Origin of the sequence: Streptomyces sp. Ru71, from assembly GCF_002920535.1 — a bacterium.
Classification (GTDB): Bacteria; Actinomycetota; Actinomycetes; order Streptomycetales; family Streptomycetaceae; genus Streptomyces.
In genome coordinates, this window is sequence record NZ_PQSS01000013.1 from 15,105 (window position 1) to 28,966 (window position 13,862).

10 protein-coding genes and 2 pseudogenes are annotated in these 13,862 nt (G+C 68.5%); 5 read left to right on the forward strand and 7 right to left on the reverse strand.

From position 1 onward, the window contains the following. Positions 1–3: 3 nt before the first annotated feature. Together C3489_RS10790 and C3489_RS10795 are read right to left on the reverse strand one after the other, a co-directional pair. Positions 4–2,721, reverse strand: coding sequence for a molybdopterin-dependent oxidoreductase (locus C3489_RS10790; RefSeq protein WP_103781543.1), 2,718 nt, complete (start codon positions 2,719–2,721; stop codon positions 4–6). Then, positions 2,718–3,545, reverse strand: a complete 828-nt coding sequence (locus C3489_RS10795) for an FAD binding domain-containing protein (RefSeq protein ID WP_103781544.1) — start codon at positions 3,543–3,545, stop codon at positions 2,718–2,720. The genes C3489_RS10790 and C3489_RS10795 overlap by 4 nt, the downstream gene beginning before the upstream one ends. A gap of 601 nt (positions 3,546–4,146) precedes the next feature. Between C3489_RS10795 and C3489_RS10805 the strand changes: the two are divergent. Next, positions 4,147–4,284 (forward strand): annotated as a pseudogene (locus tag C3489_RS10805) (Imm49 family immunity protein); the annotation flags it as partial. Positions 4,285–4,309: 25 nt separating this feature from the next. After that, a pseudogene (locus C3489_RS10810) lies at positions 4,310–4,558 on the forward strand (class I SAM-dependent methyltransferase); the annotation flags it as partial. Here the strand turns inward: C3489_RS10810 and C3489_RS10815 are convergent. The 3 genes from C3489_RS10815 to C3489_RS10825 form a co-directional block, all read right to left on the reverse strand. Next, positions 4,533–5,177, reverse strand: a complete 645-nt coding sequence (locus tag C3489_RS10815) for a DUF6461 domain-containing protein (RefSeq protein WP_103781545.1) — start codon at positions 5,175–5,177, stop codon at positions 4,533–4,535. The pseudogene C3489_RS10810 and the gene C3489_RS10815 overlap by 26 nt on opposite strands. Positions 5,178–5,265: 88 nt before the next feature. Then, the gene (locus C3489_RS10820) at positions 5,266–6,978 is read right to left on the reverse strand and encodes a hypothetical protein (protein ID WP_146075298.1); all 1,713 of its coding nucleotides are present in this window, start codon (positions 6,976–6,978) and stop codon (positions 5,266–5,268) included. Positions 6,979–7,892: 914 nt separating this feature from the next. Continuing rightward, a complete protein-coding gene (locus C3489_RS10825) occupies positions 7,893–8,741 on the reverse strand; it encodes an SAM-dependent methyltransferase (RefSeq protein ID WP_103781547.1) in 849 nt (282 codons plus the stop codon). A 110-nt stretch (positions 8,742–8,851) separates the two neighbouring features. On the opposite strand from C3489_RS10825, the gene C3489_RS10830 reads away from it, so the two are divergent. Then, a complete protein-coding gene (locus tag C3489_RS10830; protein ID WP_258054651.1) occupies positions 8,852–9,532 on the forward strand; it encodes a hypothetical protein in 681 nt (226 codons plus the stop codon). Between the two features lie 74 nt (positions 9,533–9,606). Here C3489_RS10830 and C3489_RS10835 read toward each other — a convergent pair whose 3' ends face one another. Then, positions 9,607–9,981: a nuclear transport factor 2 family protein gene (locus C3489_RS10835; RefSeq protein WP_258054635.1), complete on the reverse strand. Its 375-nt coding sequence runs from the start codon at positions 9,979–9,981 to the stop codon at positions 9,607–9,609. A gap of 357 nt (positions 9,982–10,338) precedes the next feature. On the opposite strand from C3489_RS10835, the gene C3489_RS10840 reads away from it, so the two are divergent. Continuing rightward, positions 10,339–11,580: a hypothetical protein gene (locus C3489_RS10840; RefSeq protein WP_146075299.1), complete on the forward strand. Its 1,242-nt coding sequence runs from the start codon at positions 10,339–10,341 to the stop codon at positions 11,578–11,580. Positions 11,581–11,831: 251 nt separating this feature from the next. Here C3489_RS10840 and C3489_RS10845 read toward each other — a convergent pair whose 3' ends face one another. After that, positions 11,832–12,797: an AraC family transcriptional regulator gene (locus C3489_RS10845; protein ID WP_103781550.1), complete on the reverse strand. Its 966-nt coding sequence runs from the start codon at positions 12,795–12,797 to the stop codon at positions 11,832–11,834. 82 nt (positions 12,798–12,879) lie between these two features. Between C3489_RS10845 and C3489_RS10850 the strand changes: the two genes are divergently transcribed. Continuing rightward, positions 12,880–13,716 carry an NAD(P)H-binding protein gene (locus tag C3489_RS10850; protein WP_103781551.1) on the forward strand — a complete coding sequence of 279 codons (837 nt, stop codon included), beginning with the start codon at positions 12,880–12,882 and terminating at the stop codon, positions 13,714–13,716. Positions 13,717–13,862: the final 146 nt, after the last annotated feature.

Sequence of the window (13,862 nt, forward strand, 5' to 3'; positions counted from 1 at the left end):
GGCTCAACCTGTCGACACCGACTGCTCCGCGGGGAGTCGGCCGTAAATGCGTTCCGGAGTCAGCGGCAGCGCACGGTAGCGGACACCCGTGGCGTCATGCACCGCGTTCGCGAGCGCGGGGGCCACTGGGTTGATGCAGCACTCCGCCATCCCCTTCGCCCGCAGGGGCCCGACCGAATCCGCCGAGCCCACCAGGAGGACCTCGGTACGGGGGATGTCGGCGTAGGTGGGGATGCGGTAGTTTCGGAGGTTCGGGTTGACCATGACGCCGTTGCCGTCGACCTGATGGTTCTCGGTCAGCGCGAAGCCGATTCCCTGGGCCACACCGCCCTCCACCTGTCCCCGGACCTGCGCCGGGTTGATGATCAACCCGGCGTCGGCCGCCTGCACGCTGTACAGGATCCGTATCTCACCCGTCACCCGGTGCACGGCGACCCGGAACCCCTGCGTGTTGGAGGTGACGCTCCGGGGTGAGCCGTATGCCTTGCGGGCGGCGGTGAAGCGGATTCCACGTCTCCGGGCCAGCGCGACGAGTTCGGCCAGCGACACCCGCCGGTCCCCGCAGACGACACCGTCGTCGTCCATCGTGCACATCACGACATGGATGCCCGTGTGCGCGGCGGCGAATTGCAGAATGCGGTCGCGCACGGCATTGGCCGCCCGCAGGACCGCATTGCCCGCCACGAAGAGGCCCGCGCTGGCGAAGGCGCCGGTGTCGAATCCCGTGCGGTCGGTGTCGGACTGCACCAGACGGATCCGTGACGGTGTCGTGCCCAGCTGGTTGGCTGCGATCTGGACATGGGCCGTGGAGGTTCCCTCCCCGAACTCGACGGTGCCGACGGCCAGTTCGTAGATGAGATCGTCGCCCAGCGTGACCCATGCCTCGGAGAGGTGGTCCGTCGGGGGCGCGGTCTCGTGGAGGGAACTCGCCACGCCGGCTCCGACGAGCCACTCGGGGCCGGGGGGCGGCTGGTCGGCCGTACGAGCCAGGGCGTCGCCCACCAGGTCGATGCACCGGGCGAGGCCGTCCTCGGTGAAGATCACGTCGTCGGGGCCCTCGTGCATCGCGAGCAGGGGCTCACCCGGCCGCACGATGTTGCGCCGGCGCAGTTCGAGCGGGTCGATGTGCAGGACGCGGGCCAGTTCGTCCATCGCCGACTCCACGGCGAACGCTGGCTGCGTCATGCCGTAACCGCGCAGCGCCCCGCTCGGCACGGTGTTCGTGTAGACGGAGTACGCGTCGTACTTCTTGTTGGGGCAGCGGTAGATCATGACGGCGGCTCCGCCCGCGTACAGCGTTTCGCCGCCGTGGTTCCCGTAGGCGCCGGTGTTCGACACGTTGCGTACCTGGAGGGCTGTGAGCGTTCCGTCAGCCTTCGCGCCGAGCTTGACCGTCAGGCTCATCGGATGCCGCGGCGAGGCCGTGGTGAACTCCTCCTCACGGGTGTACTCGAAACAGGTGGGCCGTCCGGTGTCCAGGGTGGCGAGCGCGACCAGGTCCTCCGAGATCACCTCCTGCTTGCCGCCGAATCCGCCGCCGACGCGCTTGCAGAACACCCTCACCTGGTCTGGGCGCAGCGCGAACAGGTACTCCAGCTTGACTTTCGCGATCGACGGTGACTGGGAACTGGTGCGGACGTTCAGCCGGCCGTCCTCCATCCAGGCGATCGAACCGTGGGTCTCCAGATGCGCGTGCTGCACCCGCGGTGAGAAGTACGTGCCTTCGTGGATCACGTCGGCCGCGGCGAACCCCACGTCGACGTCACCGATGTGCGAGTGGAGTTCGACCAGGATGTTGTGGCCGGGGTCGCGGACGAACGGATCGTGGGAGCCGTGCAGCTGGGGTGCGCCGTCGGCCATCGCCGCCTCCGGGTCGAACACCGCCGGCAGCACCTCGTACTCGACCGCGAGACGCCGGCAGCCCTCCTCCGCCGCCCCGATCGTGTCGGCCAGGACCGCGGCGACGCGCTGACCGGCGAAGCGGACCGTGTCGTCGAGGATGTAGGTGTCGTCCGGGTCGACCAGGTGGTCGGTGTGGATCGCGGTGGTGAAGCGTCTGCGGGGTACGTCTTCCCAGGTGTAGACCCGATGCACGCCGGGCACCGCGAGGGCGGCGCTCTTGTCGATCGAGAGGATCCGGGCGTGGGCGTGGGGCGAGTGCAGCACCTTGAGGTGCAGCATGCCGTCGATCCGCGTGTCCATGGTGAACTCGGCGTGACCGGTTACCACGTCATGGGCCGCGGGCACGCCGACGCTCGTCCCGACGGCCTTTCCCGGTGCTGCCGTCTCCACCGCACTGACGCCCTTCACGGCGTCCTCGATCGCCCGGTATCCGGTACAGCGGCAGAGGTTACCCTTCAACGCCCGTGGCAGATCTGCCTTCTGGTCCTCGGTGAAGGTCGCCGACGTCATGATCATCCCCGCGGTGCAGAACCCGCACTGGAATCCCGGGGCGTCCTCGAACTGCCGCTGCATGGGATGCAGGGCGCCTGGTCGCCCAAGGCCCTCGATCGTGGTCACCTCACGGCCGTTCGCGCGGAAGGCGGGGGTGATGCAGCTGTGTACCGGTACGCCGTCCAGCCACACCGTGCAGGCGCCGCAGTCGCCCGCGTCACACCCCTTTTTGACGCCGAAGTGGCCGAGTGCGCGCAGGAACGTGCGCAGACACTGGCCGGGCGCCGGTTCCCGGTCAAATCTCCGGCCGTTCACGATGTAGGTCATGGCAAGTCCCCAGCCGTGAGTTCGCGGCGGATCTCTTCGGCGAAGTGCCGTGACAGGTGCAGACGGTGGTCGGGGGTCCCGTTGGGATCGGCGAACCAGACGTCGGCAGGCACGGCGTCGATGCTCTGCCGCAGGGTTCGGGCATCGGGCAGGGACACGAAGGCGATGCGGACCGGCCGTGTGGTGCCGGCGGTGACGGTGAGCAGCAGGTCATTCGCTCCCGGACGTTGCGTGCCGACGAGGAACACCGTCGAGCGGCCGAGCCGGGTCAGCGTGAAGCGACGGTGCGCGGTGCGTTTGCGCAGCGCGTACTCCGGAATGGTGATGCGCCGGAGGATCTCCCCAGGGGCGAGAATGTTGCGGTGGTCGCCCGTGACGAAATCGAGGGCGTCGACGAAGCGTACGGAGCCGTCGGGCGCCCACAGCTCGTACCGTGCCTCAAGCGCGACCGTCATCGTGATCATCGGGCCGGCTGGCAAGGACATGCAAATGTTTCCGCCGACGGTCGCCGCGTTCCAGACCTTGAACGAGGACAGGAATGCCTCGCAGCTCTCCCGGAAGAGAATTCCGGCGGTCCAGGTCTTCGGCCATGGAAAGGCGTACAGGTCGCGAATGGTGCAGGTGGCGCTGATCTCCAGACCCTCGTCCGTCGGAACAATAGGCTCCCAACGCAACGCCGTCAGGTCGATCAGCCGTCGCAGGTCCGGCTGCTCCGTGGAATAGAGCCATGTTCCGCCGGCGAGCCAGGCGTCGCCCTCGTGCCAGTCCATGCCTGGCTGCTCGGACGGCTGCCGGTTTACTTCGGTGATGGTGTTGAGGTCCATGAAAACCGACCTACGGGAGAACGGACCTACGGGAAGGCGACCGTCCCCTGGAGCTGTTGGCGTGGATTTCCCGCTGACCGAGCAGGTACCACCGTGCCGCACTGTCGGGCGGCCGAGCCGCGAGGGGAGGGCGGGCGCACGCGGTTTTGCCTCAGTTTATCGCAGCATGCGGATGACGGCCCCGGCCGAGGACAGCTGAGAGTGGCCGAGGCGCTCCGGACGGTCACACGGGTGTTCTTGCGCCGCTGACCGGGGCCGCCCCGTCCCGCGTAGAGCAGGCGCCGATGCTCCTGCTTTCGAGACGGTGATGTCCCGCATCCGCATGCCCCGCGCCGGCTCGGGCAGGGCCCGGACCCGGCCCCTGGCGGTTTTGGCCGACCGCGTATTCATCGATCACTCACAGGACGTCGAGCTGCCCCGGGAGGAACTCAAGACTGTTCCGGTCGGACGGCCAGCGCTGCTTCAGGAAGCCCTGCCCGGACCGGAGCGTGGCTGGCTTCCGGGGGGCAGAGGGTGGCCACATGTGTGAGGTCGTAGCCCCGCTCACCCGGCGGGACGGCGAGCGAGCCAAGAGCAATCCGCCCCCCGTCGTCCACATGGTCGAGCCGACCATACGGACGCCTCCATCAACCTCGACATCCTCGCGCTGGCCTGTCACGCCCGCCGTCGCGGCTGGGCCATCCGCGTCGAGTCCCCCTACCTTCCGCAGAGCCTCCTGCGGGCCGCGCAACCCTTCTAAGGATGTTGCAGAAGACTGATTGGCGGACGAGGCGGCGCGACGCCGCCGGCTGGCCGTGTCGTTCCTCATCAGGACGGGGTTCCTCGACGACGTGTTGCAGCAGGCGTCTGCGTCGGGGGTCCGGCAGGTCGTGCTGCTCGGCGTCGGCAGGGACAGCCGGGCCTTCCGGATGGACCGGCCCGAGGGCACCCGGCTGTTCGAGGTCGACACCGCCGCGCCACTGGAGTTCAGGCCTGGCACGCGGTTGGTTACCAGGATGAGGGCGGTGAGGTGCGGGTGACCACGGAGGGAAGGGGCTCGCTCTCCAGCACGTGCCGGGGGAGGGTCAGTCCGAAGTGCTCACCGATGACGTCGAGGGCCTTGCGCTTGGCTTCGAGAGGCGTCAGTTCCTGATCGTCGTCGAGCAGGTCGTCGAGGGAGTCTTCCGGTGCGATGGCTCCTGCGGCTTCCAGGGCTGGGCGCAGGAGGTCGGGTTGGGCGCCGCTGGGGTAGTAGCCGGCGCCGAGCTCGAAGTGCAGCTGCAGTTCACCGTTGGCGAGGTACCGGAAGAAGGAAGGCGGGTCGTCCGGCCGCGGGTCGAAGATCAGTACCTCGGCTCCGTCCCGGGAGACTGCCGGGTCGAGAGCCCAGCCTTCGCTGCCGCCGGACTCCACGATGAACGACCAGTCGTCGCTTCGGCCCAGGCGGCCGACGCAGTAGGTCTGTGCGAGGTCGACGAGGGCGGACGCTTCCCGGCCGGTGAGGGCGGGGCCGATCTCGACGGGTTGGTGGTCGGCCATGCGTTCGGCGAGCTGCTCGGGGCTCAGGCCGCGGGCGCAGGTGATGTAGAGGTCGCCGGGGTTGAGGTTGGTGCCGCCCCAGGCGTCGGCGATCCAGGCAAGGCTCTCGGGCACGGTTGTTTCTCCCCTCTGTTGGCGGAGTCAAGGGTGGTGGGGCACAGCCTAGGTCCCGTGCTGTGCCCCACCGGTTGTCGGCAGCCGGTCAGGGCTTGGGTACGGTGCAGGTCACGGTTGCCTTGGTTGCGTCACAGTGCGTGAACTGGGGGAAGTCCACCCAGTACGGGTCCTTGTCCAGCAGTCGGTACTTGCCGGAGAAGCCCGAGCTGAAGGCTCCGCCCATCGAGGTGGAGTTGATCCAGCCCGACATGGCGGAGCGGCCGCAGACTTCCTTCCAGGTGGGGGCTGCCGTACGGATGTCGTCGTACAGGTGCCACTCGCCCTGCTTGACGCGGGTGGCGTAGGACTGCACGCAGTCGTTGCCGGTGTCGACCTCGTTCAGGCCGCCCATCGTGCCGCCGGGCATGCCGCCGGAGTTGTAGCTGGAGGCATAGGCGAACTCGTCGCAGGACGCCTTGTCGCCGGTGCTGATCTCGGGAACGGTTGTGGCGTCCGGGTTGCCGTAGGTGGCTGCCCAGCCGTCGGGGCATATCACCTTGCGGTTGTCGTCGGGGTCGCGGCCGGGGGCGTTCTTGTCCTTGGAGGGAAGGAAGAACATCGGCTTGTTGGCGGCCCTGCTGCCGGGATGGTTGGGCAGCTTCGACTGGATCAGCCAGGCGTGCGCAACGGCCGGCGGAGTCTTCGCGAAGTTCATCACCCATGTCGGGACGTACTTGTAGAAGGTGCAGCCCGGTGTGGTGGAGGCGATCGTCTCGCAGCGGATCTGGGCGCCGTCGGCCTGCCACCGGGAGGCGGCAGGGTTGGCCACAGGGGAGTAGGCCGTGATCTTCGTGGACAGGTCCAGCAGGTCCATGTTGTCCGTCGGCGTCCACGTGTGGTCGAGCTTGCCGATCGCGTTGTGCGAGAACGGGTTGGCGCCGGTCCACTCCAGGGCGCCGTCCCAGGACTGCGGGCCGTTCGAGCAGTCATCGGCCATCAGGCAGTCGAACCGCACGTCGAGCGTCACGGAGATGAACTTGGGGTCGACTTCCACCGGCACGAGGATGAGCTGCTGCGTGAAGGTTCCCGAGTTGCCCGAGAGCCTCACCTCCTGGCCGACGGCCCATGAGGCGTTGAGGATCTCACCGGTGGGCTTGCCGTCCTTCACGACGATGCCCTCGTACTCGTACGTGAAGCCCGAGATGCAGGCCTCGTAGCGTTTGATGTGCGAGTCGGTGTAGGTCTCGCACCAGTCGACGAGGTGGGGCAGGCCCGAAGTCGCCTGCTTCAGCAGAGACTGGCGGGCACTCTTGCTGACGCCGGGAACGATCCGCGAGCACGGCTGGATCCCGGTCTTCGTGTTGACCTTGCCGCAGTTCCAGCCGGAGGACGCACTGAGGCCGGTGGGCGGTGTAGCCGGTGGCACCGAGACGATGCTCGGCTGAGCAATCTTCTGGGGCTCCTGGAAGTTGTCCTGGTTGAGCGCCGCAGCGTCCTTGTTCGGCTCGGGCAGCTTGATGTCCACGGCCCGGCCGCGGGTGTGGAACTTGGCCCAGGACGACCAAGTCGTCTCGTACAGGCTGCCGTCATAGGCGCTGGTGCGGAACGCGTAGGTGGTGTTCGGCTTCAGGTCGCCGTACCGGATGGTGACGTTGGCCCATCCGCCGGACGTCACGTAGTCGGACACCAGCACGCCGTACGCGGCCGGTTTGCCGGTGTCCGGGTCGGTGAGCTGGACCTGGTCCTTCGGGTTGCCGCTGGCGTCCGTGGTGTAGACCTGGAAGGAGAGGTCAGCCTTGTCGCCGTCCGCATCCGTCACCGTGTTGCGCAGGGTGACAGTGGTGCGATTGACCTGCCAGACCCCGGCGGAGTCCTTGGTGGACGGGGGACCTGCCTGGAGGTTCTTGCCCGATACGGGCCGACTGCCGCCAGCCAGGAGGGAGTTGGCTTCGGGCCCGGCGGCCGGAGTCGCCGACGGCGGCGCGGTGATCCCCGGACTCACGTCCCTCGCGGGGGAGGTGGCAGCTGCGTTCGTTGTCGCGGCAAACGGGACGATGGCCAGGAGCGCCGCGCCGAGCGCGGCGCGGGTTAAGCGGCGGTTGGTCATCCACCGTCTGGAGCTTTGCACGATGACTCGTGTCCTTCCCGTAGGATCCTTCAAACGTTTGTACGAGTCGCGCCCAAGTCGAAGATCCTACGGCGAGGGAAGAGTTCAGCCCTCCGGTGGCGGCTTGTTGACCGATAGTCAACTAATGCTTGGCCGGTTACCCCGGGTTCGGATACAGCAAGAGCGCCGCGAAACGGGGCAGTTGGCGCCTTCGGTAAGCCTCGCCACGACGTCGGACAGGAGCGGCCATCCCGCTCGGACTGCAATCAGTCCGGTCCTTGGCCGTGGATTGAAAGAGCCGGGGCATCGGCCTGCATGCCGCTCGCCCGCAGTCAGACGGGGCAGCCGCGCAGTCCCACCCGCCACGCCGGTTCTGCCAGCTCCAGCGCTGGTTCAGCCTTATACGAACGCTGATTGAGGGGAGAATCGCAAGATCGTGTTGAGATCCTGTCGATCACCTCGACTGATGCCAACAACATGCCCTCGACCGAGGGAATCAGCCACACCACCGTCCAGCCCGGCGATTCAGGCGAACTTAGTGGTCGCAGGCAGTCAGTGTGCGCATGAACCTGCCTGCACTCATCAGGCCCCCTAGGAATCAATCGTCTAGGGAACCGGGAGGCGCGCTACCGGCGGACCGCCGAGATCAGCCCGCCGGGCCGCTCCTCGCCCTGCGCCGGGGTGCTGATCGGCCGGCCATAGGCGGCAGCGCGCTCGCGCAGGGTGTGGCAGCTGGCCTTCCAGCCGTGCCCGGCCAGCCAGCCCACCGGGTCGTCGGGCATCTCCGAGACCCACATGGACGCCGCCGATCCCGGCACGGCGTCCGCGCCGAAGCGCTCGATCACACCGCGCGAGCCCAACGTCAGCCCCATCCGACTGCCAGCCGCCGAATGCGCGCTGACCCTGGCCATCAGCAGCTCCACCGCATCCTGGGGCAGATAGATCAGCAGCCCTTCGGCGATCCACGCGGTCGGCACGGCCGCGTCGTGGCCTGCGGCGGCCAGTGCGCCTGGCCAGTCCTCCCGCAGATCCACCGCGACGGTGATCCGCTCGCAGCGCGCGACGGCCCGCTCCTGGCGCAGCACCGAAGCCTTGAACTCCAGTGGCGCGGCGGTGTCGACCTCGAACAGCCTGGTGCCCTCGGGCCAGTCCATCCGGAAGGCCCGGCTGTCCATGCCGGCGCCGAGCAGCACGACCTGCCGGACCCCGGACGCGGAGGCCTGCTGCAACACGTCGTCGAGGAACTTCGTCCTGATGACGATGGAGAACGACACAGCCAGCCGGCGGTGTCGCGCGGCCTCGTCATCGGGCGGCGGCGAGGAGGGCCACAGGCCGCCGGCGGCGGCGAAGGCCTGCGCCAGTGGGTCGCGGAACAGCGCGTTCTCCCGCTCGGTCTCCAGCGCCCGTACCCTGGCCACCCCCACCGCCGTGGCCCACACTCCCGACGGCTGCACCCGCTCCTGCCCATCAGTCACCGCGCCAGCCTAGATGATCGACTCCAAGGGGCCTGATGAGCGGAGCCAGTTTGGACAGCCTTGGGGGAGGGGGGATCCTGGGTGTCGGGGGCATCCGGTTGGATGAGCATGTGACTGTCCATGACGTAGCTCGTCGGTTCCCTTCCATCGCCGACCTGCGGAACCTATGCCGCTCACTCGCGATGCTCGATGCGATCTTGAGCCCGGACTGGGAAGGCCGGTACCACTCCTTCAATGCAGGCTGGGGCGACGGCGAAGAGATGGCGTCGATGCGCAACGGTTCCGGGGCCGAGTACTCCATCGTGTTCTCGGCGGCCGGTGCCTATGTCCGCGGCTTCGACCACGAAGCACCGATGAGCCCGTACGGCAATGATGGCGAGCCCTGGCCGGGAGTGATCGACGAGGTTCCGGAGGCCTTCAAGCCCTTCGTCGAAGAGCCGGCGTTCACGGACGAGGGCGGCGTTCCCGTCGTAACGGCCTGCCTGTGGCGGGAGGCGACGGATGATCGGTGGCGACACGGGGTGATCGACTTCCCCGCCGGGTGTCCCGACCCCGACGGGGCAACGGGTCTGTTCAAGCTCCTGGTCGACCGCTCACCGGAAGCGTTCCAGCGCTTCGCCGAGGACTACTACGAGATTCCCGTGGACCTGGAAGTGGTACGTGACGTGTATGCCTTGCGACCCCTGAGCCAGAAGCTCGTGTCATCGCTGAACTCGGAGATCACCCTCGCAGACCTGGCCGTGGACATCGCCGAGATCGGCTACCCGCAGCCGACCCGAGACACGAGCTGAGCTTCAGCCGTCGGTGAATCGTTGGAGTCCAGCCAGATGGTGACCGCACGTGGACGCCTGTGGCGTACCGGAAGTCAGGAAGCACCCTTCCGCAGCGACGCGATGAGGAGGTCAAGGTCCCCGCGGGCCGTGTACGTACGGATCGAGTCGATGTAATCGCGTGACTCGATGATCTGACCGTCCCGGACCCGCATGACAAAGATGCAGGGCACCTTGCTTGTGGAGTCGTCCGGCGACGTGAACTCGTAGGCGAACTCGGCGACGATCACTTCAGGATCGGCGGTCTCATGAACGACGACATCGGTGACCCGCCTCTTCGGCAAGGACTCCCGCGCTTCCGGCGGCACCGCGAAATGCTCCTGGAGTGCGCGCCGGGTCGTCAACGGCTCGGACTCCGGCGTCGCCATGGGATGGCGGACATCGGTGACCTCGCCATACAGGTAAGGCAACTCATGGAAGTTCCCGCTTGCGACCCCATGAACAAGCCGGAGAAATACTTCACGCGGACTCAGACTCATAAGACCCCCAGGTAATCCGCACAGGCGACTGTTGATCATTATTGCCTGATCAGGGCAGCCTTGCGGAGTTTCTCGACCAATAGTTCCCAATCCGCCTGACTGACGCGGTCCTTGGCCATCTCCCTGGTCGCGTACATGGGGATACGAGCCCGGACGCTTCACCGGCTCGTGCGAGCCCTTGAACCCATGCCGTGCACGAGGCCTCACGTTCGCCCGCATTGGCATGGGTGACCAAGACGTGACCTGCGGGGAGGGCAACCTCCCGGGGCCCGGCCGGGTCACGTGGACATGATCAGATGCCTTGCCCGTGCCGGTGCGGTGCTCGCCGCCGCATCCCTGCTGCTGACCGCCTGCTCCGGCGCCTCCGGTACACCCGACACCCCGGCCCCCACGCCCACCGCGCACCCCGTCTTCGGCCAGAAGCTTGACCGTCAGATCTTCCTCGCTATGCGCCGGACCCAACAGGCGGGCAATGCCGCCTTCACCCAGACGATCACCTTCGTGTCGAAGAAGGGCCGGGCGGTGCAGACGCTCAGCGGACGGCTGGACTTCGCGCAGGGAATGGGCGCGGCGACGGCGAAGTGGGAGTTGTCCCCAGGTCTCTCGAAGGACGTACGGGACACCGTCCTCGGGCTGACCCCCGGCAAGGGCAACGCCGATGCCTCGGGCAGCATGCTCGTGGACCGCTGGACCATCCGCTACCGTGCCGGGTCGGCCGCCTACTGGCTGGAGTATCGGATGGGTGACGCCGAAACGTGGTCCGTGCAGGACAACATCAACACCCTTCGCGGGTCCGAGGCGCCGATCGGCGGCACGCTCCTGGAGGGGCTCGGAGCGACGCAGGCCACGTCCCAGCGAGGCGAGGGCCCTGGGCGCGTCTACCAGGCCCGTATGCCGAGTTCCACCGCGTGGGACGTCTTCCCCGAGGACCTCAGACGCCACCTGTCCGCGGAGCAGGAAGGGATCATGTCCTACCGCGAGAGTTTCCCGCTACCGGCGAGCGTATCGGTGGACGGCCAGGGCCGTGTCACGCACGTGCGCGCCGACTTCTCCAAAACGCTGCGCCACCAGGACAGCGCCTTCAAGGACATGACCTCCTTGACCATCGACCTGCGACTCGCCGGACACGGCACCTCGCGACCGGGCATGAAGGCCGACGGGCCCGTCCGGGCGGCCCACGACGCGGTCCGCCGGGTCGAGTTGGTCAAGCGCGGCGGTTGCATCGACTTCAGCACGGGCCAGCGCTCCATGCCCACCGTCGTGGACGTGCCGTGCACGGGTCCGCACGACGGGAGGATCTTCGGCCAGGAGAAGCTCGGTGGAAGGACCTACCCGGGGGCAAAGGCGGCACGGCAGAGGGCTGGTGACGCCTGCCTCACCGCCTACCACCGGGCCCCTGGCAGATGGACCGCCGAGTCGGCGGTGCCCGGCCGCATCTGGTCCATGTGGCCGACCGAGAACGCATGGAACCGCGACGGAGGCCACGCCACCTGCTACGTCATCACACGCAGGGGTACGGCAGTGGATTAGCAGCGCGCCGGTACGGACAAGCCGGCGGCCCTCCGGTTGCGGCGGGACGTGGCACGCGCCGCCTAGTACTCCAGTGCGACTTCGTGAGCTATCCGGTTGAGGGATCGGTGGGGCGTCGCCGCCAGTGGCTGCGGCAGGCTGTGGCCTGGCGGTGTCTGCGTCAGTTCACCCAGTGCAGCGGCCTGTGCGCAGACGTAGTCGGCGAGGTCGGCAAGGCACTGGGCAGACTGCGGATTGGCCGGCCCGTACGATCATTCGTTACGAACTGACCCGCCATCCCGACCGCACCTGTCGCCGCCAGTCCGACGGGCTGACCCCGCAGCCCGCTTGAACGCCACACTGAACGCGAACGCGTCCGCGTACCCCACCTCGCGCGCCACCGCGGCGACGGTCTCTTTTGTGTCGCGCAGCAGATCCGCCGCCAGAGCCATACGCCAGCCGGTGAGGTATGTGAGCGGCGGCTCGCCGACCGCGCCAGTGAAGCGCGCGGCGAAGGTGGCCCGGGACTGGCCGACCCGTGCGGCCAGCTCGGCGACCGTCCACCGGTGTGCCGGGTCCTCGTGCAGTAGGCGCAGCGCGTCGCCAACGGCCGGGGTGGCCAGTGCCCGGTACCAGGAGGGGGGTTGGGTCTGCGGCCGGGCGCACCAGGCGCGCAGCGCCAGCACCAGTACGAGGCCCAGCAGCCGGTTCAGGACGGCGTCCTGGCCGGGCTCGTCGTGGGCTGCCTCGGTGGCGAGCAGGTCCAGCGCCGCCCGGGTGCGCGGCCCGGCGGGCACGACGGCCAGCGGCGGGAGTATGTCCAGCAGGCGCTCGCCGACGTCGCCGCGGAGTTCGTAGGCTCCCCGGAGCAAGGTGGTGGCGCCGGGCAGTCCGTCGCCGTACGTGCGGGGTGCCAGGTTCTGTCGGGCCGCCGTCCCGCTGTCGATCACGTGCTTCCTACCACCGCGGATCACCACCTGCGGCGGGGTGTCCGGGGCGTCGGCGATCGTGTACCGGCTGGTGCTGCTGATCAGGGCGATGTCCCCGGCGGCCAACCGCACCGGCGCGGCCTGCGGGTCGTCGTCGAGCCGGACCGACGCGTGGCCGCCAAGGGTGGCCACGACCGTGAGCGAAGGGGCGTCGGCGAAGGCCATCGACCACGGTGGCCGCTGGATCAGCTGCCGAACCTGCGCGTTCCTGGCGCGGGCCCGGTGCAGCAGATCACTCAGGACGTCCATGCCAGCCACGCTAGACGATCACAAAGGAATCGGCGACGTTCTCCCATGGACCGTCTGTCTCCACCGGGGTTGTCTGGAGAGCATGAAGAACATCCTCGTCCTCGGCGGCACCGGCACGACCGGCCGCCGCATCGCCCGCCGCCTGACGGCCAAGGGCCGACCGGTCCGCACGGCGTCCCGCACCGGCGGCGACGCCCACTTCGACCTGGACAACCCGGCGACCTGGGCGCCCGCCCTCGACGGCGCCGCCGCCGTCTACCTCGTGGAGCCCAACCTGCAGCCCGGCGTGGACCGGCAGGCGCGCATCCCCCGCCTGGTGGCCGACGCGGTCGCCGCGGGCGCGCGGCGGCTGGTGCTGCTATCCGCCCACGGCGTCGGCCGGGCCGACGACAACCACCCGCTCAAGGCCGCCGAACAGGCCGTCCGCGACTCCGGCGTCGACTGGACCATCCTGCAACCCGACTGGTTCGCGCAGAACTTCAGCGAGTCCTTCTGGCTGCCAGGCGTCCTGGCCGGAACCCTCGCCCTGCCCACCGGTGACGGGCGCACACCGTTCATCGACGCCGAGGACATCGCCGAGGTCGCCGCCGCAGCGCTGACCGAGGACCGCCACAGCGGACAGACCTACCAGCTGACCGGCCCGCAGGCGATCGGCTTCGGCGAGGCGGCTGACCTGATCGCCGCCGCCACCGGCCGGACGGTCCGTCACCTCGACGTAGAACCCGATGCCTTCGTTGACCGCATGGTCGCCGAAGGCGTGCCCGCCGACGTCGCTCGTCTGCTCACCGGCCTGCTCGTGGACATCCGCGACGGCCGGGGCGCGGATGTCCGCGACGGCGTGGAGCGGGCGCTCGGCCGGCCGCCCAGGTCGTTCAAGGACTTCGTCGCCGAGGCCGCCGCCGCAGGCCGCTGGAGCTGACCCCGCCACCGGCCGCCGGGCGAGCCCGGCGGCCGGTGGCGACCGCTGGCACTCCGGGCGTGAATTCACGATCTTTCGTCGGACCCCGGAGCGAACGGGAACGGCCACCGCGTGATCATAAGGGTTGTGTGGACACTTGAAGATCG